The organism is Streptomyces sp. WI03-4A, from assembly GCF_033792105.1.
In the GTDB taxonomy this organism is placed as follows: domain Bacteria; phylum Actinomycetota; class Actinomycetes; order Streptomycetales; family Streptomycetaceae; genus Streptomyces; species Streptomyces collinus_A.
Map to the genome: position 1 here is coordinate 66440 of NZ_JARAUO010000038.1, position 21534 is coordinate 87973.

21 protein-coding genes are annotated in these 21534 nt (G+C 73.6%); 3 read left to right on the forward strand and 18 right to left on the reverse strand.

What is annotated here, in order from left to right:
• Window positions 1–208: 208 nt before the first annotated feature.
• Both PV343_RS30440 and PV343_RS30445 read right to left on the reverse strand, forming a co-directional pair.
• On the reverse strand, window positions 209–562 hold the full coding sequence (locus PV343_RS30440) for a cytidine deaminase (protein ID WP_319150259.1): 354 nt from the start codon (window positions 560–562) through the stop codon (window positions 209–211).
• Window positions 563–590: 28 nt separating this feature from the next.
• Window positions 591–1451: a helix-turn-helix transcriptional regulator gene (locus PV343_RS30445; protein ID WP_319150284.1), complete on the reverse strand. Its 861-nt coding sequence runs from the start codon at window positions 1449–1451 to the stop codon at window positions 591–593.
• A 109-nt stretch (window positions 1452–1560) separates the two neighbouring features.
• Between PV343_RS30445 and PV343_RS30450 the strand changes: the two genes are divergently transcribed.
• Window positions 1561–2991 (forward strand): MFS transporter, encoded by a 1431-nt coding sequence (locus PV343_RS30450; RefSeq protein WP_319150260.1) that lies wholly within the window; start codon window positions 1561–1563, stop codon window positions 2989–2991.
• Here the strand turns inward: PV343_RS30450 and PV343_RS30455 are convergent.
• From PV343_RS30455 to PV343_RS30490, 8 genes are all read right to left on the reverse strand, one after another.
• Complete coding sequence (locus tag PV343_RS30455) at window positions 2976–3995, reverse strand: S66 peptidase family protein (protein ID WP_319150261.1); 1020 nt, start codon at window positions 3993–3995, stop codon at window positions 2976–2978. The two genes, PV343_RS30450 and PV343_RS30455, sit on opposite strands and share 16 nt — an antisense overlap.
• 42 nt (window positions 3996–4037) lie before the next feature.
• Window positions 4038–4397 (reverse strand): MmcQ/YjbR family DNA-binding protein, encoded by a 360-nt coding sequence (locus tag PV343_RS30460; RefSeq protein WP_319150262.1) that lies wholly within the window; start codon window positions 4395–4397, stop codon window positions 4038–4040.
• Window positions 4394–5692, reverse strand: a complete 1299-nt coding sequence (locus PV343_RS30465) for a hemolysin family protein (protein ID WP_319150263.1) — start codon at window positions 5690–5692, stop codon at window positions 4394–4396. Before PV343_RS30465 ends, PV343_RS30460 begins: the two co-directional genes overlap by 4 nt.
• A gap of 15 nt (window positions 5693–5707) precedes the next feature.
• Entirely contained in the window at window positions 5708–6205 is a 498-nt protein-coding gene (gene ybeY, locus PV343_RS30470; RefSeq protein WP_319150264.1) for an rRNA maturation RNase YbeY, read from the reverse strand.
• Between the two features lie 12 nt (window positions 6206–6217).
• Window positions 6218–7297: a PhoH family protein gene (locus tag PV343_RS30475; protein ID WP_319150265.1), complete on the reverse strand. Its 1080-nt coding sequence runs from the start codon at window positions 7295–7297 to the stop codon at window positions 6218–6220.
• Between the two features lie 138 nt (window positions 7298–7435).
• Window positions 7436–8560 carry a carbohydrate kinase family protein gene (locus PV343_RS30480; RefSeq protein WP_319150285.1) on the reverse strand — a complete coding sequence of 375 codons (1125 nt, stop codon included), beginning with the start codon at window positions 8558–8560 and terminating at the stop codon, window positions 7436–7438.
• 112 nt (window positions 8561–8672) lie between these two features.
• Window positions 8673–9962: a glucarate dehydratase family protein gene (locus PV343_RS30485; protein WP_319150266.1), complete on the reverse strand. Its 1290-nt coding sequence runs from the start codon at window positions 9960–9962 to the stop codon at window positions 8673–8675.
• On the reverse strand, window positions 9959–10855 hold the full coding sequence (locus PV343_RS30490) for a 5-dehydro-4-deoxyglucarate dehydratase (protein WP_319150286.1): 897 nt from the start codon (window positions 10853–10855) through the stop codon (window positions 9959–9961). The genes PV343_RS30485 and PV343_RS30490 overlap by 4 nt, the downstream gene beginning before the upstream one ends.
• A gap of 537 nt (window positions 10856–11392) precedes the next feature.
• Between PV343_RS30490 and PV343_RS30495 the strand changes: the two genes are divergently transcribed.
• On the forward strand, window positions 11393–12622 hold the full coding sequence (locus PV343_RS30495; protein WP_319150267.1) for an MFS transporter: 1230 nt from the start codon (window positions 11393–11395) through the stop codon (window positions 12620–12622).
• On the opposite strand, the gene PV343_RS30500 is transcribed toward PV343_RS30495, so the two are convergent.
• The 5 genes from PV343_RS30500 to PV343_RS30520 all read right to left on the reverse strand — a co-directional run bounded on the left by PV343_RS30500 (window position 12586) and on the right by PV343_RS30520 (window position 18807).
• Window positions 12586–13578 (reverse strand): adenosine deaminase, encoded by a 993-nt coding sequence (locus tag PV343_RS30500; RefSeq protein WP_319150268.1) that lies wholly within the window; start codon window positions 13576–13578, stop codon window positions 12586–12588. The two genes, PV343_RS30495 and PV343_RS30500, sit on opposite strands and share 37 nt — an antisense overlap.
• Before the next feature lie 55 nt (window positions 13579–13633).
• The gene (locus tag PV343_RS30505; RefSeq protein ID WP_319150269.1) at window positions 13634–14539 is read right to left on the reverse strand and encodes a ribonuclease Z; all 906 of its coding nucleotides are present in this window, start codon (window positions 14537–14539) and stop codon (window positions 13634–13636) included.
• A 6-nt stretch (window positions 14540–14545) separates the two neighbouring features.
• Window positions 14546–14899 carry a histidine triad nucleotide-binding protein gene (locus PV343_RS30510; RefSeq protein WP_319150270.1) on the reverse strand — a complete coding sequence of 118 codons (354 nt, stop codon included), beginning with the start codon at window positions 14897–14899 and terminating at the stop codon, window positions 14546–14548.
• Window positions 14900–14967: 68 nt separating this feature from the next.
• A complete protein-coding gene (locus tag PV343_RS30515; RefSeq protein WP_415923527.1) occupies window positions 14968–18150 on the reverse strand; it encodes a S41 family peptidase in 3183 nt (1060 codons plus the stop codon).
• A gap of 96 nt (window positions 18151–18246) precedes the next feature.
• Window positions 18247–18807 carry a hypothetical protein gene (locus PV343_RS30520; protein ID WP_319150272.1) on the reverse strand — a complete coding sequence of 187 codons (561 nt, stop codon included), beginning with the start codon at window positions 18805–18807 and terminating at the stop codon, window positions 18247–18249.
• A gap of 115 nt (window positions 18808–18922) precedes the next feature.
• Between PV343_RS30520 and PV343_RS30525 the strand changes: the two genes are divergently transcribed.
• Entirely contained in the window at window positions 18923–19327 is a 405-nt protein-coding gene (locus PV343_RS30525; protein WP_319150273.1) for a hypothetical protein, read from the forward strand.
• Here PV343_RS30525 and PV343_RS30530 read toward each other — a convergent pair.
• Genes PV343_RS30530 through PV343_RS30540 form a run of 3 tightly spaced genes read right to left on the reverse strand, consistent with a single transcriptional unit; the run spans window position 19269 to window position 21508 of the window.
• Window positions 19269–19661: a VOC family protein gene (locus PV343_RS30530; protein WP_319150274.1), complete on the reverse strand. Its 393-nt coding sequence runs from the start codon at window positions 19659–19661 to the stop codon at window positions 19269–19271. The genes PV343_RS30525 and PV343_RS30530 overlap by 59 nt on opposite strands.
• A gap of 15 nt (window positions 19662–19676) precedes the next feature.
• Window positions 19677–20423, reverse strand: a complete 747-nt coding sequence (locus PV343_RS30535; protein ID WP_319150275.1) for a 16S rRNA (uracil(1498)-N(3))-methyltransferase — start codon at window positions 20421–20423, stop codon at window positions 19677–19679.
• Window positions 20420–21508 (reverse strand): nitronate monooxygenase, encoded by a 1089-nt coding sequence (locus PV343_RS30540; protein ID WP_319150276.1) that lies wholly within the window; start codon window positions 21506–21508, stop codon window positions 20420–20422. The genes PV343_RS30535 and PV343_RS30540 overlap by 4 nt, the downstream gene beginning before the upstream one ends.
• Between the last annotated feature and the right edge of the window lie 26 nt (window positions 21509–21534).

A 21534-nucleotide genomic window follows, 5' to 3' on the forward strand; every position in this document is an offset into this window, starting at 1 on the left:
TGCCGTGTGGGGGACGCCGGCGGGCGGGGAGGCCGGCGCAGGCGGGTGCGGACGCGCTGCGGCGGCGGTGCGGATCTGACGGCCCGCCGGAACGTACGGCTCCATTGACGCGCGCGGGTACGGACGCAACAAGGTTGAATTCCAGCCGACCTTCTGTTCGGTAGGTACGGCCGGCGTCCCGGACGGGCCCTGCTGCCCCCCCGGCCCGTCAGCCCGCGGAGACGGTCAGCCGGACGGTACCGTCCGGGGCGGCCAGCAGCACCGGCGTCCCCGCGCCCCCGAGATCGGCGACGGCGGCCAGGTCCTCGGCCGGCACGGCCTCCGCCTCGCTCACCACGGCCGCCGCCTCCAGGGACCGCGCCCCGGAGGCCACGGCCATCGCGACCGCCGTCCGCAACGCGCTCAGCCGCAGCGAGGCCAGCTCCACCGACCCGGCGACGTAGGTGCGCCCGGTCTCGTCGCGTACGGCAGCACCCTCGGGCACGGCGTTGCGGGCCCGGGCGGAACGGGCCAGGGTGACGATCTTGCGGTCCTCGGCGTCGAGCGCGTTGCTGTCGGTCATGCCCAGAGCATACGAAGCCGCGCCGGGCTCATCCCGCCACGGGGTGCATGGCGTCCCGCCGCCCCTCCGGGGACGCCAGCCACTCCAGCTTCGCCGCGGTGTTCTCCTCGTCCAGCGGAGTGTGCAGCACGATCATCAGATCGGGGCGGGCCGGCACCTTCATCACCGTGGCCTCCACGACCAGCGGCCCGACCAGCGGATGTGTCAGCTCCTTGCGCACCTGCCCCTGGTCCTCGACGCCCCGCTCGGCCCACAGCGCCACGAACTCGGGGCTGCGCGCCGACACCTCGGCGAGCACCGCCTGGAACCCCTCGTCCTCCGGCCGGGCCGCGCAGGCGGCCCGGAACTGGGCCACGACCGTCCGCGCGTTCCGCTCCCAGCTGTTGCTGCGCGACCGGTACAGCGGATCGACGAAGAAGTCGACGAGGCAGTTCTGGGTGACGCCCGGCCGCATGCCGAGGACCAGCGCCGCCGCGTCGTTGTACATCACGCAGTTGTAGTAGGCGTCCATGATGTGCGCCGGGTAGGGCATCCAGGTGTCGATCAGCCGCCGTAGCCCGTCGCACATGTCCCGCTTCTCCGGCGCCACTTGGGGCTCCGGCGGGTTCATCCCGGCCAGCAGGTACAGGTGCCGGCGCTCGGCGTCGCTGAGCCGGAGCACCCGGGCGACGGCGTCCAGGACCTGCGGCGAGACCGAGATGTCCCGCCCCTGTTCGAGCCACTGGTACCAGGACGCGCCCACCCCGGCCAGCACGGCGACCTCCTCCCGGCGCAGCCCGGGCGTACGGCGACGCCCTCCACCGCCCGGCAGTCCGGCCTCCTGCGGGCTCACCCGGGCCCGCCTGCTCATCAGGAACTCCCGCAGCTCGTCCCGCCGTTGACTGCGCATCGCCTCCGCAGCGGCCACGTACCGCTCCTCCCCCGTCGTGTCTGGTGGTGCCACCACCACCATAAGTTCCGACTCCCCACGCGTATTCCGTACGCCCGAAGCTCTTCCCATGGCGTTCGACACCACCACCCAGACCACCCAGGCCCCCGCCCCCGCGGGCGCACCGCTCGGCACCCCCCGGCTGTCGGCGCGGGACAAGCTGGTCCTCTTCGTCCTGTGCGCGGCCCAGTTCATGGTCGCCCTGGACTTCTCCGTCCTGAACGTGGCGCTGCCCGAGCTGGGCGCCGACCTCGGCATGAGCCGCTCCGCCCTGCAGTGGGCGGTCACCGCGTTCGCGCTCCCCTCCGGCGGCTTCCTGCTGCTGTTCGGCCGCGTCGGCGACCTGTACGGCCGCCGGAAGCTGTTCCTGACCGGCCTGGCCCTGTTCGGCGCGGCCTCCCTGCTGGCGACCCTGGCCTGGGACCCGGCGTCCTTCCTCGCCGGGCGGGCGCTGCAGGGCCTCGGCGCGGCGGCGATCGTGCCGACCGGCATGTCCCTGCTGACCACCACCTTCCCGGAGGGCCCGGCCCGCGACCGCGCCCTCGGCATCTCCGGCACGCTGCTCTCGCTGGGCTTCACGGTCGGCATGGTCGCGGGCGGTGTGCTGACCGACGCGCTGGGCTGGCGCTCCACCATGGCCCTGCTCACCGTGTTCGCGGTGATGGTGCTGCCGCTGGCGCCGGGTCTGCTGCCCGAGTCGCGCACCCCGGACCGCCCGCGCCTCGACGTGCCCGGCGCGGTCACCGTCACCGCCGGCCTGCTGTCGCTGATCTACGCCCTGTCCACGGCCGCCGACCACGGCTTCGGCCGCACCGACGTCATCGCCGCGCTGGCCGCCGGGCTGCTCCTGCTGACGGCGTTCACGGTGATCGAGGCCCGCTCGGCGTCCCCGCTGGTCTCCCTGCCCATGCTGCGCCGCCGCACCGTGGCGTGGGGCAACCTGGGCGGCCTGGTCACCTTCTCGATGATGTCGACGGTGGTCTTCGTGCTGACCCTCTACCTGCAGGAGACGCTGCGCCTGTCGGCCTTCGAGACCGGCCTGGTCTTCGGCTTCCAGGGCGCGCTCTCGGCCGTCGCCGGCACGCTGGCCCCCCGGGTCATCGGCCGCTTCGGCGCCCGCCGCACGCTGGTCGGCTCGCTGGCCGGGCAGGGCGCGCTGGTGGCCACCCTGCTGCTGCTGAACGCCCACACCTGGTCGGTGTGGCTGGCCGCGGCGGCCGTGTCCCTGGCGAGCATGTGCCACCTGGGCGCGATCATCTCGTACGGCCTCACGGTCACCTCGGGCGTTCCGGACGAGGAACAGGGACTGGCCACCGGCCTGGTGACGTCCACCCAGCAGGTGGGCATCACCGTCGGCATCCCCCTGCTGGGCGTGCTGGCCACCACCTCCCGCGACCTGCTGTCCGGCGTCCACACCGTCCTCGCGCTGGACGCGGCGATCGTGCTGACCGCCGCCGTCCTCGTCGGACTGGGCCTCGGGCGGGGTCAGTCCAGGGTCTGAACGATCTCGCTCCGCGCGGCCGTGTGCACCACACGGCCGCGCGCGCCGTTCACCAGGGGGAGGTAGGGCGGCACGTGTCCGCACTCGACACCGGCGACGATCGGCACGCCCAGGGAGCCGAGGGCGTCGAGGACGGCCTCGTCCTGGGTGAGGGTGCGGCCGTCGGGGGCCTTGGTGCGGCCCACGAGGACGGCGGCGGCGCGGTCGAAGAACCCGGCGAGCCGCATGCCGTGCAGGTTGCGGCAGATGGTGTAGGCGTTGTCCTCGCAGGCCTCGACGTAGACGAGCAGGTCGTCGCCTGCCGCGAAGGACCGCGTGTCCAGCAGGCGGGTGCCCGCCACGTTGACCAGGGTCTCGATGCAGCCGCCGATCAGCCGGCCCTCGACGTCCACGTCACCGGTGCCGTCGAGCCGGGTCCAGCCGCCCTCGGCGTCCAGGGTGAGGTCCCGGATCCCCGGGTCGCGGGTCCAGTCGTCCCAGCCGGTGGAGCGGTGGCGCCCGGGCGGGGTCTGCGTGAACGGCCCGCCCTGCGGGGCGGTCACGATGTCCAGCCAGGAGGTCAGGCCCTCGGGCGTCCGGTAGGGCGTGTCCATGAGGTTGTTGCCGTGCACGGTGGCGACCCCGGTGAGCAGGGTCAGCGGTGTGATGAGGGTCGACATGTCGGACCAGCCGACGACCCAGGTCGGCTCGGCCCGCCCGATCCGTTCGAAGTCGAGCAGCGGCAGCAGGTCGATGGCCGTCTCCCCGCCCCACGGCGGCACGACGGCCCGGATCGCCGGGTCGGTCAGCATGTCGGTCAGCTCGGCGGCGCGTTCGGCGGCCGGTGCGCTGATGTGCGTCGAGCCGTCCATGCACCGGCCGACGACCACCTCGTAGCCGCGCGCCTCCAGGTCCCGGACCGCGACGTCGAGCCGCCCCCGGAGGTCCTTGGCCACCCCGCTGGAAGGGGAGGTCACACCTATGCGGTCACCGGGGCGCAGCGGGCGCGGATATCGAACGTTCATGCGCCGGATTCTGACACGGCCTCACCCGGCGCCGACACGGGTTTACGGCCGGTCCAGCCGCAGCCGCTCCGCCCTGGGCAGACCCGCGACGACGAGGTCGTAGGAGTCCTCGACCAGCTCCCTGACCAGCCGGTCGGGCAGGCCGCCGGTCACCGAGACGGTGTTCCAGTGGCGCTTGTTCATGTGCCAGCCGGGGACGATCAGGCCCTCGTGCTCGGCGCGCAGCCGGACCGCGTCCTCCGGGTCGCACTTGAGGTTGACCGTCAGGGGCCGCGCGCCGAGGTTCGTCAGGGCGAACATCTTGCCGAGGACCTTGAAGACGGAGGTCTCCGGGTTGAACGGGAAGTCCTCCACGACCGCGTTGAAGGACAGGCAGAAGGCGCGCAGCTCCTGGGGGGTCACTCGGCCACCGCCTCCCCGGCGGGGCCGCCGGCCGGCTCCACCAGCACCGTGACGATCTTGTTGCGGCGGCCGGCCGCCGCCTCGGCCGTCAGCTTCAGCCTGCGCTCGTCGGGGAGTTCGACCTCGGCCGAGGCGCCGGCGATGGGCACGCGGCCGAGCGCCTTGGCGAGCAGGCCGCCGACGGTCTCCACGTCCTCGTCGTCGTACTCCTCCAGACCGTACAGCTCGCCGAGGTCGGTGATGTCGAGGCGGGCGGTGACCCGGTAGCGGTCCTCGCCGAGGTCCTCCACGGGCGGCAGCTCCCGGTCGTACTCGTCGGTGATCTCGCCGACGATCTCCTCCAGGATGTCCTCGATGGTGACGATCCCGGCGGTGCCGCCGTACTCGTCGATGACGACGGCGACGTGGTTGCGGTCCTTCTGCATCTCGCGCAGCAGGTCGCCGGCGTTCTTGGTGTCCGGCACGAAGACGGCCGGGCGCATGGCCGTGGAGACCAGGTCGTTCTCGGCGTCCCGGCTGATGTGCGTCTTGCGGACCAGGTCCTTCAGGTACACGATCCCGACGATGTCGTCCTCGCTCTCGCCGGTGACCGGGATCCGGGAGAACCCCGAGCGCAGCGCGAGGGTGAGGGCCTGACGGATGGTCTTGTACCGCTCGATGACGACCAGGTCGGTGCGCGGCACCATCACCTCGCGCACCAGCGTGTCGCCGAGTTCGAAGACCGAGTGCACCATGCGGCGCTCCTCGTCCTCGATCAGCGACTCCTTCTCGGCGAGGTCGACCAGCGCGCGCAGCTCCGCCTCGGAGGCGAAGGGGCCGCGGCGGAAGCCCTTGCCGGGGGTGAGCGCGTTGCCGATGAGGATCAGCAGCGACGGGATGGGGCCCATGACCCGGGCCAGCGGCAGCAGCACGTAGGCCGCCGCGGTCGCGGTGTTCAGCGGGTGCTGGCGGCCGATGGTGCGCGGGGAGACGCCGACGGCGACGTACGACACCAGGACCATCACCCCGATGGCGACCAGCAGGGCCTGCCAGGTGGCGGCGAACTCCTGCAGGCAGGCGTACGTCACCAGGGCCGCGGCCGCCATCTCGCAGGCGACGCGGACCAGCAGGGCCACGTTCAGGTAGCGGGTGGGGTCGGCGGCGATCTGGGCGAGCTTGGCGCTGCCGCGCCGCCCGGTGCGCACGGCCTCCTCGGCGCGGAAGCTGGAGACGCGGGCGAGGCCCGCCTCCGCGCAGGCGGCGAGCCAGGCCACGACGATCAGCGCGATCGCGCCGACCACGATCTGCGGACTCATACGAGGGCGGCCCGCCTACGAGACGGTGGGCGCCGGCGACGGCCCGGTCAGGCCGTGCTCGGCCCGCCACCCGTCGACGATGGCGGCCTGGAGGCCGAACATCTCGGCCTTCTCGTCCGGCTCCTCGTGGTCGTACCCGAGCAGGTGCAGCACCCCGTGGACGGTGAGCAGTTGCAGCTCCTCGTCCATGGAGTGCTGCGTGGGCGCCTCGGTCCCCTGCTTGGCGGCGACCTCCGGGCACAGCACGATGTCGCCGAGCAGCCCCTGCGGCGGCTCGTCGTCGTCCTTCGACGGCGGCCGGAGCTCGTCCATCGGGAACGACATGACATCGGTGGGCCCGGGCAGGTCCATCCACTGGATGTGCAGCTGCTCCATGGCGTCGGCGTCCACGACGATCACCGAGAGCTCGGAGAGCGGGTGGATGCGCATCCGCGCGAGTGCGTAGCGGGCGATGTCGAGGATCGCCTGCTCGTCGACCTCGGTGCCGGACTCGTTGTTGACGTCGATCGACATGGTCGTGCTGGTCTACTTCCCCTTGGGAGCCTTGGCACCGGTCCTGCCACGGCCGCCCTTGTGGGTGCCGTTCTCGGTGCCGTGCTTGCTGTCGTACAACTCGTACGCGTCGACGATACGGCCCACCAGCTTGTGCCGTACGACATCGTGGGACGACAGCCGGGAGAAGTGCACGTCGTCCACGCCCTCCAGGATCTCCTGCACCTGCCGCAGACCGCTCTTGGTGCCGTTCGGCAGGTCGACCTGCGTCACGTCACCGGTGATCACGATCTTCGAGTCGAAGCCCAGGCGGGTGAGGAACATCTTCATCTGCTCGGGGCTCGTGTTCTGGGCCTCGTCCAGGATGATGAAGGCGTCGTTGAGTGTGCGGCCGCGCATGTAGGCGAGCGGCGCGACCTCGATCGTCCCGGCCGCCATCAGACGGGGGATGGAGTCCGGGTCGAGCATGTCGTGCAGCGCGTCGTAGAGCGGGCGCAGGTAGGGGTCGATCTTCTCGTAGAGCGTGCCGGGCAGGAAACCGAGCCGCTCCCCCGCCTCCACCGCGGGACGGGTGAGGATGATCCGGTTGACCTGCTTGGACTGCAGGGCCTGCACCGCCTTGGCCATGGCCAGGTAGGTCTTGCCGGTGCCGGCGGGGCCGATGCCGAAGACGATCGTGTGCTTGTCGATCGCGTCGACGTACCGCTTCTGGTTGAGCGTCTTGGGGCGGATGGTGCGGCCGCGCGAGGACAGGATGTTCTGCGTCAGCACCTCGGCCGGGGTCTCCGGGCCGTCGCTCGTCCCGTTGTCGCTCGCCTTGAGCATGGCGATCGAGCGTTCCACTGCGTCCTCCGTCATCGGCTGCCCGGTGCGGAGCACCAGCATCATCTCGTCGAACACGCGCGAAATGAGGGCGACGTCCGAGGGGTCGCCGACCGCGCTGATCTCATTGCCCCGGACGTGGATGTCGGCTGCCGGGAACGCCTTCTCGATCACGCGCAGGAGGGAGTCGCCTGAGCCCAGCACGGTCACCATGGGGTGCTGAGCGGGGACTGTCAGCTGCGCTCTCGCCCGCTCCTGCGCGGGGGTCTGAGCTGTGGGTGTCTGAGTCATGGGCCGGCTCTGTAGGCCTGCGGTTCCTCCTCGTCACGGCCGCGTAGCTGAGGGCGGCCTCGCGTCTCCAGGGTACGACGGGCGGGTGACAAGGCCGTAGGGGTTTTGGCGGGGCAGCACCGGCCCCGGGCCGGTGTCTCAGCGGGACCGGCGGAACCCGATGGTCGGCACGGCCCGCCGCAGCGGCCAGGGCCGGTCGAGCACCTCGGGCACCAGCCGGTCGAGGAACGCGAACCTGCGCAGCGCCATCGGTTCCTGGCCGGGCGCCGACTGCACCCTGCGCCACCAGGCCCCGACCTCCGACCACCCGGGCGCCGAGAGCGATCCGCCGAACTCCTGGACGGACAGGGCCGCGGTGAGGCCGGCGAAGGCGAGGCGGTCGGCGAGCGGCCAGCCGGCCAGCGTGCCGGTGACGAAACCGGCCACGAACACGTCACCCGCGCCGGTCGGGTCCAGTGCCTCCACCGCGATGGCGGGCACCTCGGCGGTCTCCCCGGTGCGCCGGTCGACCGCGTACGCGCCCTCCGAGCCCAGGGTCACCACCGCCAGCGGCACGTGTTCGGTCAGCGCGTGCGCGGCCGCCCTCGGGCAGTCGGCCCCCGTGTACCGCATCGCCTCCGCCGCGTTGGGCAGGAACGCCTCGCAGTGCCGCAGGTCGGTGAGCGCGGACAGGTCCCAGGCTCCCGTGTCGTCCCAGCCGACGTCGGCGAAGATCCGGGTGCCCGCGCGGGCGGCCTCGGCGATCCAGGGGGCGGTCCGGCCGGGGGTGAGCGAGGCGACGGCGGCACGCGCGCGGGGCGGGAAGTCGGGGGCGGTCTCCTCCGGCGGCGGCTCGTGCCCGTGGGACACCATGGTGCGCTCGCCCTCGTAGGCCATGGAGACGGTGACCGGCGAGTGCCAGCCGGGCACCGTCCGCGAGGGCCCGAGGTCGATGCCCTCGCCCTGGTGCAGCGCGTCCCAGCAGTACTCGCCGTAGTGGTCGTCGCCGAAGGCGGCCGCGAGGGACGTCCGCAGGCCGAGACGGGCCAGCGCGGCGGCCATGTTGGCGACCCCGCCCGGGCTCGACCCCATGCCCCGGGCCCAGGACTCGGTGCCGCGCACGGGCGCCGAGTCCAGGCCGGTGAAGATGATGTCGAGGAAGACCGTGCCCGTGAGGTAGACGTCCCAGGGCGGATCGGCGGGCGTGCGCAGCCCGGCCAGCGGATCGACCTGTACCTGGCCGCGGGCGGTCCGTGTGAGGTGCTCCGGTTCCTCTCCGGCGATCGTGTGGGACGGGGTCACGGTGCGCTCCCTGACGTGTGCGGATCTGGCCAGTGTGCACCACCGCCCGTCCGGCGCAGCTCCCCGCGCGCCGTCCCCGCGCACCGGGGCGGGACTACCAGCGGGGCATCGCGGGGGTGCGCCACCCGGGGTCGGCCACCCGCATCGCCGCGGCGTCGTCGCGGTCGCGCAGGGTGCCGTCGTCCTCGGCCCACCGCCGGTGCAGCCGGGCCAGTTCGTCCCGGTCCAGCTCGACGCCGAGCCCGGGCGCGTCGGAGACGGCGACCCGGCCGCCGGTGAAGGCGATCCGCTCGGTGAGGACGTCCTCCGTCTGCCAGGGGTAGTGGGAGTCGCAGGCGTGGTGCAGGCCCGGCACGGTGGCGGCGACCTGGGTCATCGCGGCGAGGCTGATGCCGAGGTGGGTGTTGGAGTGCATGGAGAGTCCGACGCCGAAGGCGGCGCAGATCGCGGCGAGGTGCCCGGTGTTGCGCAGTCCGCCCCAGTAGTGGTGGTCGCAGAGCACGACCTGGACGGCGTCACGGGTGAACGCCTCCCTGATCTCGCCGAAGGTGGTCACGCACATGTTGGTGGCGAGGGGCACGTCCGTCGCGGCGGAGACCTCGGCCATGGCCGGGGTGCCCAGCGTGGGGTCCTCCAGGTACTCCAGGACGTCCCCGAGTTCCCCGGCCACCTTGAGGGCGGTCTCCACCGACCAGGCCCCGTTGGGGTCGAGCCGCAGCGGATGTCCGGGGAACGCCTCGGCGAGGGCGCGGACGGCGGCGATCTCCTCCTCGGGCGGGAAGACGCCGCCCTTGAGCTTGAAGGAGGTGAAGCCGTGGCGCTCGGTGAACCGCCGCGCCTGGGCGACTACTCCGGCCGGGTCGAGGGCGGCGCCCCAGTCGTCGGGCTCGGCGGCGACGCCCTCCGGGTGGGCGGCCCACTTGTAGAAGAGGTAGGCGCTGTACTCGACCGAGTCGCGCACCCTGCCGCCGAGCAGCGCGTGCACCGGCAGCCCGGACGCCTTGCCCTGGGCGTCCAGGCAGGCCACCTCGAAGGCGGAGAGCACGGACAGCCGCAGCTTGTCGGCGGTCTGCACGCCCCGCAGCCCGCCGGCGTCCACGGCGGCCCCGGTCCGGGACTCGTCGACGGCGAGGTCTAGGGCGAACAACTCGTTCATGTCCGTGACCCGGCGTCCGGTGAGGTGCTCGGCCAGCGGGCGGGCCAGTTCCAGGTACTTGGTGTCGCCGTAGGTCTCGCCGAGCCCGGTGGTCCCGTCGGCCGTCACGACCTCAACGATCAGCCGGGGGGTGTACGGCTGGTGGACGCCCTGGGTGTTGAGCAGGGGCGGGTCGGCGACCAGGATCGGGGTGAGCCGTACCTCGGCGACGGTCAGGTCTCGGGTCACAGCAGTGCTCCTACGAGGTCGAGTCCGGTGGTGAGCAGGGCCTTCAGCTCGGCGAGGTCGGCGGGCGAGGGGTCGGTGAGCGGGGCGCGGACGGGCCCGACCCGCTCGCCGCGCAGCCGGGCGGCCGCCTTCACCAGGGAGACCGCGTACCCCGGTACACGGTCGCGCAGTTCGACGAGGGGGACGTAGAAGTCGCGCAGCAGCTTGCCGGTGGTGTCGTGGTCGCCGGCGCGCAGCGCGCGGAAGAAGGCGCCGGCGATCTCGGGCGCGAAGGCGTGGACGGCCGAGGAGTAGGCGGGGACGCCGACGGTGGCGTAGGCGCGGGCCTGGATCTCGGCGGTGGCGGCGCCGTTGAAGAACAGGAAGTCCTCGGGGGCGGCGAGGGTGAGGCGCTGGAGGCGGTCGAGGTCGCTGTGGCCGTCCTTGAGGCCGATGACGTTCGGGACGCGCGCGATGCGCCGGACCGTGGCCGCGGTGTAGGCGACCTGGCCGCGCTGGTAGGCGACGAGCGGCAGCCGGGTGCGGGCGGCGAGCTGTTCGAGCTGGGCGGCCAGGCCCTCCTGCGGGGCGGCGACGAGGTAGTGCGGCAGGACGAGCAGGGCGTCGGCGCCGGCCTCCTCGGCGATACGCGCGAACCGGGCGGCCTGGGCCCAGCCGTACCCGGTCCCGGCCACCACCGGCACCCGGCCGGCCGCCTCCTCGACGGTGATGGCGACGACTTGCCGGTACTCGTCCTCGTCCAGGGAGAAGAACTCCCCGGTGCCGCAGGCCGGGAACACCCCGCCGGGCGCGGCGGCGAGCCGGGCGGCGACGTGGGCGCGGAAGCCGTCGGGGTCGAGGGAGCCGTCGTCGTGGAAGGCGGTGAGCGGGAAGGACAGCACGCCGTGCGCCATGCCCTCCCGCAGTCGCCGCGCCACGTCCTGCGGACTCGGGTCGCCAGCCACCTGACCATCTCCCCTTATGAATGTTGTCTATGTATGCGAACGCCTGATGCGAAAGAGGCTAGATACACGGACCCGCGACCGTCAATGGAGGGCGACGAAAAAGAGCCCCACCCCGCACAAGCGGGATGGGGCTCTGCTGGAGCGCCGGGCAGGCCTTGCACCTGCATCTCCCCACAGGAAGTGGGGCGTCTTTCCTTGGACCACCAACGCATCGTCCGCCACCGGGAGTTACCGGCGACCGCGACGTGATCAACCATAGCGCATCCGGCGGGGTGCGGGTCAACAGACCCGCGGGGGCAGTGACTCCTACCCGTACTCATTGAAGGCAAACGCAGGAGTGATCCAGATCACTCCCTCCGAGCTTCTTCCGGAACCGCGTGCTTGATACAACTTGCTCGCGCGTTCCCGTCCGTCGACGGCCGTCGCCCCTCCCCCCTCCTGCCGGCTCCTTCCGAGCCGTCGCTCTCGCCTGCCCTGGGAACGCCCGTGTCCGCCCCCCGCTCCATGCCCTGGCCCCTCGTCGCCCTGTTCACGGCCGGGTACCTCGCCCCCTATCTGCTGCCCACCACCGTGGGCCGGCTCGACAGCGGACTCCCGCTCTCCACCACCGAGGCCGGCGCCATCGGCAGTGCGCTGCTGCTGAGTTCGGCGGCGGCCGGCTTCCTGCTGGCCTCCCGGGTGGAACGGATCGGCGCGCGCGCCCTCGCCCGGTCCGGCCTCACGCTCGCCGTCCTCGGCTACGGCGGGGCCGCGCTCACCGGGCTGGTGCCGGCCGTCGTGGCGGGCGCGGTCGTCGGCGGGTTCGGCTCCGGTACGGCCACGGCGGTCGCCGCCTGCGGCATCGCCGCGCAGCGGGACCCGCACCGGGTCACCACGTTCGGTCTGCTCGGGGTCTCCGCGCTGGCCGGCGCCCTGTACCTGACGATCCCGCACCTCGGCCCGGGCCACGGGCAGCCGCTCGCCGCGATCGCGCTCACCGCGGCCGCGGTGTGGCCGCTCACCGGCCGCCTGTCCGCCCGCACCGCCCCGGCCCGCACCCCGGCCAACGGGCGCGGGCGGCTCCCCCACCCACGGGCCGGGCTGTTGCTGGCCGCCGTGATGCCGTGCTGGTCCCTGGCGCAGAACTCGCTGTGGGGCGTCAGCGGCCGCATCGGTCTCGGCCAGGCGCACCTCGGCGAGGTCACCGTCGGCGCGGTGTTCGCGGCCGCGCTCGGCGCCGGGCTGCTCGGGGTCGTGGGCGCCGGGGCGCTCGGGCCCCGGCTCGGCCGGGCGGTGCCGATCGGCGCGGGCACGGCGCTCATCGCGGGCTGCGTCGCGGTCAGCGCGTCGGCGACCGACCTGCCGTCCTTCGCCGCGGGCGAGATCTCCTGGAACCTGCTCTACCCGGTCGTGCTGTCGTACGTCATCGGGCTGGCCGCCTCCCTCGACCCGCGCGTCCGCTGGGCGGTGCTGGTCGGCTCGGCGGGGTCGCTGGGCACGGCGGCGGGCCCGCTGGCCGGGAGCGTGCTGGCCGCGTGGGCCGGGTTCCCGGCCATGGGCGCGATGCTGGCCTGCGGACTGCTGGCGGTGGCGGTGCCGATGACGGTGGTGGCGCTGCGCGCGGGCCGCCGGTCGCTGCCCGTGGTGGAGATCGCGGTGGAGACCCCCGCCGTGCCCGCCCGGCGGACGTACGACACCGCCTACCCGAACTCGTACGCCTCCACCTCGGCGATGTAGCGGGCCCGCCGCTCCTCGTCGTCCTCCAGGAAGGAGGCGAGGAAGGAGTTGCGGGCCAGCTCGCGCAGCCGCTCCTCGGAGAGGCCGAGCGCCGAGCGCACCGCGTCGAAGTTGTCGTCCGCGTAGCCGCCGAAGTAGGCCGGGTCGTCGGAGTTGACCGTGCACAGCAGGCCGGCGTCGAGCATGGCCGGCAGCGGGTGCGCGGAGAGGACGTCCACGGCGCGCAGCCGGACGTTGGACAGCGGGCACAGGGTCAGCGGGACGCGCTCCCGGACCAGCCGCTCGACCAGCGCCGGGTCCTCCATGCAGCGCAGGCCGTGGTCGACGCGCTCCACGCCGAGCACGTCCAGGGCCTCGGTGATGTACTCCGGCGGCCCCTCCTCGCCCGCGTGCGCCACCCGGCGCAGGCCGAGTGCGGCGGCCGCCTCGTACACCTCGCGGAACTTCACCGGCGGGTGGCCGACCTCGGCCGAGTCAAGGCCGACCCCGGTGATCCGGTCCAGGTACGGCCGGGCCGCCTGAAGGGTCTCCAGCGCCGACTCGGCGGACTCGTCGCGCAGGAAGCACATGATGAGCCTCGTGGAGACGCCGTGGGTCTCCACGCTGCGGCCGAGCGCGCGCCACAGCCCGTTCACGACGGTGCCCATGGCGACGCCCCGGGCGAGGTGGGCCTGCGGGTCGAAGAAGATCTCCGCGTGCCGCACGCCCTGCGCGGCGGCGCGGGCGAGGTAGGCGTCGGCCAGGTCCTCGAAGTCCCGCTCGGTGCGCAGGACGGCCATCAGCTCGTAGTACAGGTTCAGGAAGGACTGGAGGTCCTCGAACCGGTACGCCTTGCTCAGGTCGTCGGTGTCGGCGTACGGCAGCTCGACGCCGTTGCGTGCGGCCAGCTCGAACGCCAGCTCGGGCTCCAAGGTGCCTTCGATGTGAAGGTGCAGTTCTGCTTTCGGGAGAGGCATCAGAGCATCGTACGGCGCTCCCACCTGCGACTTCACCCGGCGCGTCGGCTTCGCCTCAGCGGCGTTTGGGGAGCGGCACCCGCTGCAGGTCGTGCGCCACGGTCAGCTCGCCCTCGTACCCGGCGGCGCGTGCCTGCCGCTCGAACTCCCCGGGGTCGGAGTAGCGCTGACTGAAGTGGGTGAGGACGAGGTGGCGCACGCCCGCGTCCCGGGCCACGGCGGCCGCCTGGCCCGCCGTCAGATGCCCGTGGTCGACGGCCAGTTCGATGTCCTCGTCGAGGAAGGTGGACTCGATGACGAGCAGGTCGCAGCCCTCGGCGAGGGCGTGCACCCCGTCGCACAGCCGGGTGTCCATGACGAACGCGAACCGCTGCCCGTGCCGCGTCTCGCTGACGTCGTCCAGCGTCACGTCGCCGAGCCGGCCCTCGCGCTGGATACGGCCGACGTCCGGGCCCGTGATGCCGTGCGCGGCGAGCCGGTCGGGCAGCATGCGGCGCCCGTCGGGTTCGGTCAGCCGGTAGCCGTAGGACTCGACGGGGTGGGACAGCCTGCGGGCCTCCAGGGTGTACGACGGGGTCACCGCGAGGTTGCCGTCCCCGGCGACCGGCGCCTCGGTGAGGTGGACGGTCTCCCGGTAGGCGGTCGCGTACCGCAGCCGGTCGAAGAAGCGCTGCCCCGAGAGCGGGTAGTGCGCGCTGATCTCGTGCGGCACCCGGTCGAGGTTGATCCGCTGGATGACGCCGGCGAGGCCGAGGGAGTGGTCGCCGTGGAAGTGCGTCACGCAGATCCGGTGGAGGTCGTGGGCGGCGACCCCGGCGCGCAGCATCTGCCGCTGTGTGCCCTCGCCGGGGTCGAACAGGATGCCCTGACCGTCCCAGCGCAGCAGGTAGCCGTTGTGGTTGCGGTGCCGGGTCGGGACCTGGCTGGCGGTGCCCAGGACCACCAATTCACGGACTGACATCGCGAGTTATCCGGGCGGCCATTCCAGGCCGCGGCCCCCGAGGACGTGCGCGTGGGCGTGCCAGACGGTCTGGCCCGCGCCGCTGCCGGTGTTGAAGACCACGCGGTAGCTGTCCAGCTTCTCCTCGTCGGCGACGGCCTTCGTCTCGGCGAGCACGTCGGCCGCGAGCTGCGGGGCGCCCGCGCCGAGCGCGGCCGCGTTCTCGTAGTGCGCCTTGGGGATCACCAGGACGTGGGTCGGCGCCTGGGGGTTTATGTCACGGAAGGCGACGGTGGTCTCGGTCTCGCGGACGATGGTCGCCGGGATGTGACCCGCGACGATCTTGCAGAACAGGCAGTCGTCCTGCGGCTCTCCCGCCATTCGCTGCGCTCGCTTTCGCCGTTGGTGATCAGTACGGGGGCATGGTAGTCGGTCGGGTGCCCGTCCCCTCAGGACGGCAGGTCCGGCAGGTCCGGCGGGGTCTTGGCGGGCCGCTCCTGCAGTGCCTCCAGCGCGAGTGCGATCGCCGCGTCGAGCTGGGCGTCGCGGCCCGCCGCCCAGTCCTGCGGGCGCTGGACCACCTCCACGTCCGGGTCCACGCCGTGGTTCTCCACGCCCCAGCCGTAACCCTCCAGCCAGAAGGCGTACTTGGGCTGGGTGATCAGGGTGCCGTCGACCAGGCGGTAGCGGCTGTCGATGCCGATGACGCCGCCCCAGGTGCGGGTACCGACGACCGGGCCGATGCCGAGGGCGCGGATCGCCGCGTTGACGATGTCGCCGTCGGACCCGGAGAACTCGTTGGCGACGGCGACCACGGGGCCGCGCGGCGCGTCCAGGGGATAGCTCTCGGCCCGCATGCCCCGGGGCACGTCCCAGCCGACGATCCGCCGGGCCAGCTTCTCCACGACGAGCTGGGAGGTGTGGCCGCCGCGGTTCTCCCGGACGTCGACGACGAGGCCCTCGCGGGCCACCTCGACGCGCAGGTCGCGGTGGATCTGGGCCCAGCCGGGCGCCTGCATGTCGGGCACGTGGAGGTAGCCGAGGCGGCCGCCGGAACGGGCGTGCACGTGCGCGCGGCGGTCGGCGACCCAGGCGTGGTAGCGCAGCGGTTCCTCGTCGGCGAGCGGGACGACGACCACGTGCCGGGGGTCGCCGCCGCCCGCGGGCGAGACGGTCAGCTCGACCGGTTTCCCGGCTGTGCCGGTCAGCAGCGGTCCCGGACCGGTGACCGGGTCGACGGGCTGTCCGCCGACGGCGACGATCGTGTCGCCGGGGCGCACGGCGACACCGGGGGCGGCGAGCGGTGAGCGGGCGTCCGGGTCGGAGGTCTCGGCGGGCAGGACGCGGTCGACGCGCCAGCCGCCGTCCTCGTGGCGGGAGATGTCGGCGCCGAGCAGGCCCTGGCGGGGCCCGCCGCCGTGGCCGCCGCGCGGGGTGACGTAGGCGTGGGAGGTGCCGAGTTCGCCCTGCACCTCCCACAGCAGGTCCACCAGGTCGTCGTGGGTGGCGAGGCGGGCGAGGACGGGCCGGTAGCGGTCGAGCACGCCGTCCCAGTCGACGCCGGCCATGTCCGGGCGCCAGAAGTTGTCCCGCATGATGCGGCCGGTCTCGTCGAACATCTGCCGCCACTCGGCGGCGGGGTCGACGGTCTGCCGGACCCGGGTCAGGTCGACGGTGACGTTCGAGTCGCGGTCCTCGTCGTCGGAGGCCCGCCGGTCGGCGGGCACCACCCTGAGCCGGCCGTCGGCCCACAGCAGCACCCGCTTGCCGTCGCCGCTGACCTCGAAGTGGTCGGCGTCGGCGGCGAGGTGCTCCAGGCGCTGCTGGGCGAGGTCGTAGCGCTCCAGCTCGGTCTTGGGGTCGGGGGCGTCCGGGGTGGCCCGGGAGGCGCCGAGGACTCCGCGCACGGGGTGGCGCAGCCAGAGCAGGCCGTCCCTGGCGGCGCGCAGGTTGGAGTAGCGGGCGGCCTCGACCGGGAAGGGCACGATGCGGTCGGCCAGGCCGTCGAGGTCGACGCGGGTGACCGGGGTGCCCTCGCTGTCGGGTGTCTCGTCCTTGTCGGGGGTGCCGAAGGGCCGGCCGTGCCGCTGCGGGCCGAACGGGGAGGGCGTGGTCGCGGCGAGGGTGATCAGGTGCGGCCGGGCGCCCTCGACGAAGGCCAGGTCGAAGACGTGCTCGTCGTAGACCGGGTCGAAGGACCGGCTGGAGAGGAAGGCGAGGTGCTTGCCGTCCAGGGTGAAGGCGGGCGCGTAGTCCTGGAAGCGCAGCGGGGTCGCCTCGGTGACCGACAGGTCGGTGGTGTTGGCGATGCGCAGCTGGCACAGCGGGCGCGGGCCGGGGTGGGACCAGGCGAGCCAGCCTGAGTCGGGTGAGAAGGCGAGGTCGCTGACGTCCCCGTGGTCGCTGCGGTCGACCTCGCGGACCTCGCCGCTGTCCCGCTCGACCAGCAGCAGCCGTCCGTCGTGCGCGGCCACGGCGGCCCGGCTGCCGTCGGGGGCCACGGCCAGCTCCAGGACCCGGCCGAGCTGTCCGGCGGCGATCCGGCGCGGGGTCGCGCCGGGGGCGACACCGGTGGCGGGCGCGAACTCCAGGGCGTCCTCGCCCTCGGCGTCGGTCACCCACACCGCCCACTCCTCGCCGTCGGCGCGGAAGGCGCGCGGGAGCCGGGCGCGCACGCCGGGCTGTGCGGCGAGCGCGCGGGCCGGGCCCGCGCGGTGGGTGACCCAGTGGACGGTGCCGCGGACGGCGACCGCGCTGCCGCGCGCGGTGTGGTCGGGGGTCGCGTGCCCGAACCAGCGGGAGGCGTTCACCTGGAAGGGCCGGAGGTCGACGCGCGGCCCGCCGAGCCGGATGTCGAGGCGGCGCGGCGTGGCGCCGTCGAGGTCGTCGAGCAGCCAGAGCTCGCCCGCGCTGGAGTAGACGACGCGGGTGCCGTCGGTGGCGGCGTGCCGGGCGTAGAAGCCGTCGAGAGGGGTGTGGCGCCGCAGGTCGGACCCGTCGGCGAGGGAGGAGTAGAGGGCCCCGGTGCCCTCGTGATCGGAGAGGAACGCCACCCGGTCGCCGGCCCACAGCGGGTACTCGATGTTGCCGTCCAGGTCCTCGTGCAGCCGGACGAACTCACCGGCGGCCTGCGCGTCGCCGGCGCCGCGGTCGATCCACAGCTTGCCCGCGGTGCCGCCCCGGTAGCGCTTCCACCAGGCGGCCTCGCGGCCCATCGGGGCGGACAGCAGTACCGTGTGCGGACCGTGGGCGATGTCGCCGACCGGTCCGAAGGGAAGGGTGGTGGCCGGTCCGCCGTCCAGCGGAACGGCCCGCGCCCAGGTGCGGCGCAGGCTCGCCTGGCCCTGGGTGCTGAGCGCGAGGACCTCGCCGTCCGGGGTCCAGCCGCGGACCTGGGTCTTGAGGCTCCCCCAGTGGGTCAGCCGCCTGGACGGCCCGCCGTCGACCGGGGCGACGTACACCTCGGGGGCGCCGTCCCGGGTCGAGGTCCAGGCGAGGGTGGTGCCGTCGGGCGAGATGCGGGGGTGGTTCACCGGCACGTTGTCGGCGCCGGTCCGCCAGGCGCGGCCGCCGTCCAGGGGGGCCAGCCATACGTCGTCCTCGGCGGTGAAGGTCACCAAGTCGCCGTTCAGGTGGGGGAATCGGAGGTAGCCGGAGGAACCTGCCGGAGCGCTCTGAGTCACCCCGTCACTGTACGCAGCGGCCGGCGCGCCCGCCTCCGGTTCGGATCACTTTCCCTCCACGGGCCAGCAGGTCGGGTCGCCCTTGCACCACAGGGTCCGGGTGACGGTGACCGTGACGGTGGGCTCCCCGCCGGTGGGGCGGTAGGTGACGGGCGGCCGGTACGTCGGCCCCGTCGTGGCGTCGCAGTCGCCGAGTCCGCTGACCCGGAACACCTGCCGGCCGCCGACCCGGGCGGTCAGGTCGCCGCGCACGCAGGCGCCGTCGACGGCCTTCGTCACCTTGCCGGTGACGGTGATCTTCCGGCCGTCCTTGGTCTGCCCCTGGCAGTCGACGGAGACGACGGTGGTCTCGGTCGGCGAGGGGGACTTCCCCGGTGTGTAGCCGCCCTTGCCGTAGTTGCCCGTGCAGGTGAGCCAACTGATGTCCACATGCCGCCGCTTGAGCTCGTCGGTGGCGGTCTTGTCGGTGGTGTACGCCACCGCGGCCGAGCTGAGATCGCCCGGCTGACATGCCGTCACCACGCCCACCGTCACCACGGCGAGCCCCGCCACGGCCAGTGCGCGCGTGGCTCGTGGCCCCTGTCCGATTCGTCTCGAAGCCCCCATGAAGGGCAGCGTGCCACCGGTGCGGGCGGTGCGGAAGACCGCTTACGGCCACTCACCCGTTCGGGCGGGGGCCCGCGGGACCGCCGTGGTGTCCGGGCCGCCGTAGGCTGGCCCGATGGGCGGGAGAGGCAGACTCAGACGACTGGCCGGTCCTTGCGGGGAGGTGTGGTGGTGGCGGGTCGGGCACCGGCACCGGCCGGACGGCGGCCCCTGCCAGGAGACGCTGGTGCTGTACCGGGACGGCCGGACCGACCGGCCCGCCGCCCGGCTGGTCTTCCGGGGCGGGCCCGGACGGGTGGCGGGCAGCGACGCCTACAGCCACTCCGGGCTCGTGATCGACGAGCACGGGAACGCGGCCAATCTGCACCTGCCGTCCGTCGTGCGGGCGTTCGTGGACGTGGTGCGGGCGCGGGAGCCGGCCGGCGGCGAGGTGGACGGCTGGCCGCTGCTCCCGGCGATCGTCAGGTGCGCAGCAGAAGCCACTCCTGGAGTTCCACCATGTTCCCCTCCGGGTCCTTGAGGTGGGCCACCCGCATGCGGTCCGTCATGGGGGCGGGCCCGTGCAGGACGGTCGCGCCGCGGGAGCCGATCTCCGCGCAGTAGGCGTCGAGGTCGTCGACGCGCAGGACGACCAGGGAGCGGTGGCCCGTGGCGGCGCCGCCCAGTTCGGCGAGGACGCCGCCCATCATGGCGCGGTCCTGGAGCGCGATCCCGGCCGAGCCGGCGTGCGGGCTGAACTTCTCGTACGGGCCCTCGGTCGCCCCGGACTGCGGGGTGAGGCCGAGGACCTCGGCGTAGAAGTGGTAGCAGGCCGGGAAGTCGGTGACGAGGAGCCGTATCTGGGCGAGTTCCATCGTGTCCCTCGGGGGTCAGGACCAGCGGCCGGTGCGGCCCAGGAGGAGGGCCGCGGCGGCGGTGCCGGCGGTGGATGTGCGCAGGACGGAGGGGCCGAGCACGAAGGCGCGGGCGCCCGCCTCCTCGAAGAGTGCCAACTCGTCGCGGGAGACTCCGCCTTCGGGCCCGACGACCAGCACGATCTCGCCCCGGTCGGGGAGTTCGGCGGTGGCCAGCGGGGCGCTGCCGTGTTCGAAGTCGGAGTGCAGCACGGCGGCGAAGTCGGCCTCGGCGAGGAGCGCGGCGACCTGCTTGGTGGTGGCCGCGTCCGCGATCTCGGGGAAGCGGACCCGGCGGGACTGCTTGCCGGCCTCCCGGGCGGTGGCCCGCCACCTGCCGAGGGCCTTCAGCCCGCGCTCGCCCCGCCACTGGGTGATGCAGCGGGCCGCCTGCCAGGGCACGACGGCGTCGACGCCGACCTCGGTCATGGTCTCGACGGCGACCTCGCCGCGGTCGCCCTTGGGCAGGGCCTGCACGACGGTGATGCGCGGTGCGGGCTCCGGCTCCTCGGCGACGGTGCCCAGGCGGACGATCAGCCGGTCCTTGCCCTCGGTGGCGATCACCTCGCACACGGCGTGACGTCCGGCGCCGTCGGTGAGGACGACCTCCTCGCCCGGCTGGAGCCGCTTGACCGAGACCGCGTGGCGGCCTTCGGGGCCGTCCAGGACGTAGCGGTGACCGTCCGCGTCGAAGTGCTCGACGACGAAGACCGGTGCGGTCATCGCCCCTCACCTCCCGTGCCGGCCGGGCCCGACAACGCTGTCCGGGCCGCGGTGAGTTCGGCCGCCAGCACCCGCACCAGTTCCCCGGCGGGCAGCTCGCGGGCCATCCGGTGGCCCTGGCCGGCCCACAGCGCCATGCCCTGGGCGTCTCCGGCCTTGGCGGCGGCCTTGCGCAGCGGCGAGGTCAGGTGGTGGACCTCGGGGTACGCGGCGGGGGCGTACGGGCCGTGCTCGCGCAGGAAGCGGTTGACCAGGGCGCGCGCCGGGCGGCCGGAGAAGGCCCGGGTCAGCTCGGTGCGCGCGAACAGCGGGTTGGTCAGCGCCTGCTTGTGCGGGGCGGGTGCGCCGGACTCGTGGGTGGCGACGAACGCGGTGCCGAGCTGGGCCGCGCTCGCGCCCGCGGCGATGACGGCGGCGATCTGGGCGCCGCGCATGATGCCGCCGGCGGCGACGATCGGGACGCGCACGGTCTCGCGGATCTGCGCGACCAGCGAGAGCAGCCCGATGCCGGAGCCGTCGTTCTCCGCGAGGTCCCGGTGGGTGCCCTGGTGGCCGCCGGCCTCCACGCCCTGCGCGATCACCGCGTCCGCACCGGCCCGCTCGACGGCGAGGGCCTCCTCGGCGGTGGTGGCGGTGACCAGGGTGAGGGTTCCGGCCCGGCGCAGCGAGTCGAGGACGTCCCGGCCCGGCACGCCGAAGTGGAAGGAGACCACCGGGACCGGGTTGTCGAGGAGGACGGCGAGCTTGGCGTCGTAGCCGTCGTCGCGTCCGCTGTCTGGGTCGCCGAGCTCGGTCTCGTACCAGGCGGCCTCGCCGGCCAGCTGGTGCGCGTAGACCTCCACCGCGCCCGACTCCGCGTACTCGGGCTGGGGCATGAAGAGGTTCACGCCGAACGGGCGGGCCGTGAGCCCTCGCAGCTGCTTGATCTCCTGGTACATGCCGTCGGCGGTCTTGTACCCGGCGGCGAGGAAGCCGAGACCGCCCGCCTCGGACACGGCGGCCGCGAGCTGCGGGACGGAGACACCGCCCGCCATGGGGGCCTGCACGATCGGAAGTGGAAAGAGATCGGTCAGTGCGGAGGACATGACCGCATGTTGTCACGTCCTCGAAA

Excerpts from the sequence above, each read along its gene's own strand:
- PV343_RS30535 (WP_319150275.1), bottom strand. The coding sequence starts at position 20,423 with ATGACCGCACCGGTCTTCGTCGTCGAGCACTTCGACGCGGACGGTCAC.
- PV343_RS30445 (WP_319150284.1), bottom strand. The coding sequence starts at position 1,451 with ATGCGCAGTCAACGGCGGGACGAGCTGCGGGAGTTCCTGATGAGCAGG.
- PV343_RS30525 (WP_319150273.1), top strand. The coding sequence starts at position 18,923 with ATGGGCGGGAGAGGCAGACTCAGACGACTGGCCGGTCCTTGCGGGGAG.
- PV343_RS30450 (WP_319150260.1), top strand. The coding sequence starts at position 1,561 with ATGGCGTTCGACACCACCACCCAGACCACCCAGGCCCCCGCCCCCGCG.
- PV343_RS30455 (WP_319150261.1), bottom strand. The coding sequence starts at position 3,995 with ATGAACGTTCGATATCCGCGCCCGCTGCGCCCCGGTGACCGCATAGGT.
- PV343_RS30490 (WP_319150286.1), bottom strand. The coding sequence starts at position 10,855 with ATGGCGCACGGCGTGCTGTCCTTCCCGCTCACCGCCTTCCACGACGAC.
- PV343_RS30520 (WP_319150272.1), bottom strand. The coding sequence starts at position 18,807 with ATGGGGGCTTCGAGACGAATCGGACAGGGGCCACGAGCCACGCGCGCA.
- PV343_RS30540 (WP_319150276.1), bottom strand. The coding sequence starts at position 21,508 with ATGTCCTCCGCACTGACCGATCTCTTTCCACTTCCGATCGTGCAGGCC.
- PV343_RS30510 (WP_319150270.1), bottom strand. The coding sequence starts at position 14,899 with ATGGCGGGAGAGCCGCAGGACGACTGCCTGTTCTGCAAGATCGTCGCG.
- PV343_RS30465 (WP_319150263.1), bottom strand. The coding sequence starts at position 5,692 with ATGAGTCCGCAGATCGTGGTCGGCGCGATCGCGCTGATCGTCGTGGCC.
- PV343_RS30500 (WP_319150268.1), bottom strand. The coding sequence starts at position 13,578 with ATGCCTCTCCCGAAAGCAGAACTGCACCTTCACATCGAAGGCACCTTG.
- PV343_RS30505 (WP_319150269.1), bottom strand. The coding sequence starts at position 14,539 with ATGTCAGTCCGTGAATTGGTGGTCCTGGGCACCGCCAGCCAGGTCCCG.
- PV343_RS30530 (WP_319150274.1), bottom strand. The coding sequence starts at position 19,661 with ATGGAACTCGCCCAGATACGGCTCCTCGTCACCGACTTCCCGGCCTGC.
- PV343_RS30440 (WP_319150259.1), bottom strand. The coding sequence starts at position 562 with ATGACCGACAGCAACGCGCTCGACGCCGAGGACCGCAAGATCGTCACC.
- PV343_RS30475 (WP_319150265.1), bottom strand. The coding sequence starts at position 7,297 with ATGACTCAGACACCCACAGCTCAGACCCCCGCGCAGGAGCGGGCGAGA.
- ybeY (WP_319150264.1), bottom strand. The coding sequence starts at position 6,205 with ATGTCGATCGACGTCAACAACGAGTCCGGCACCGAGGTCGACGAGCAG.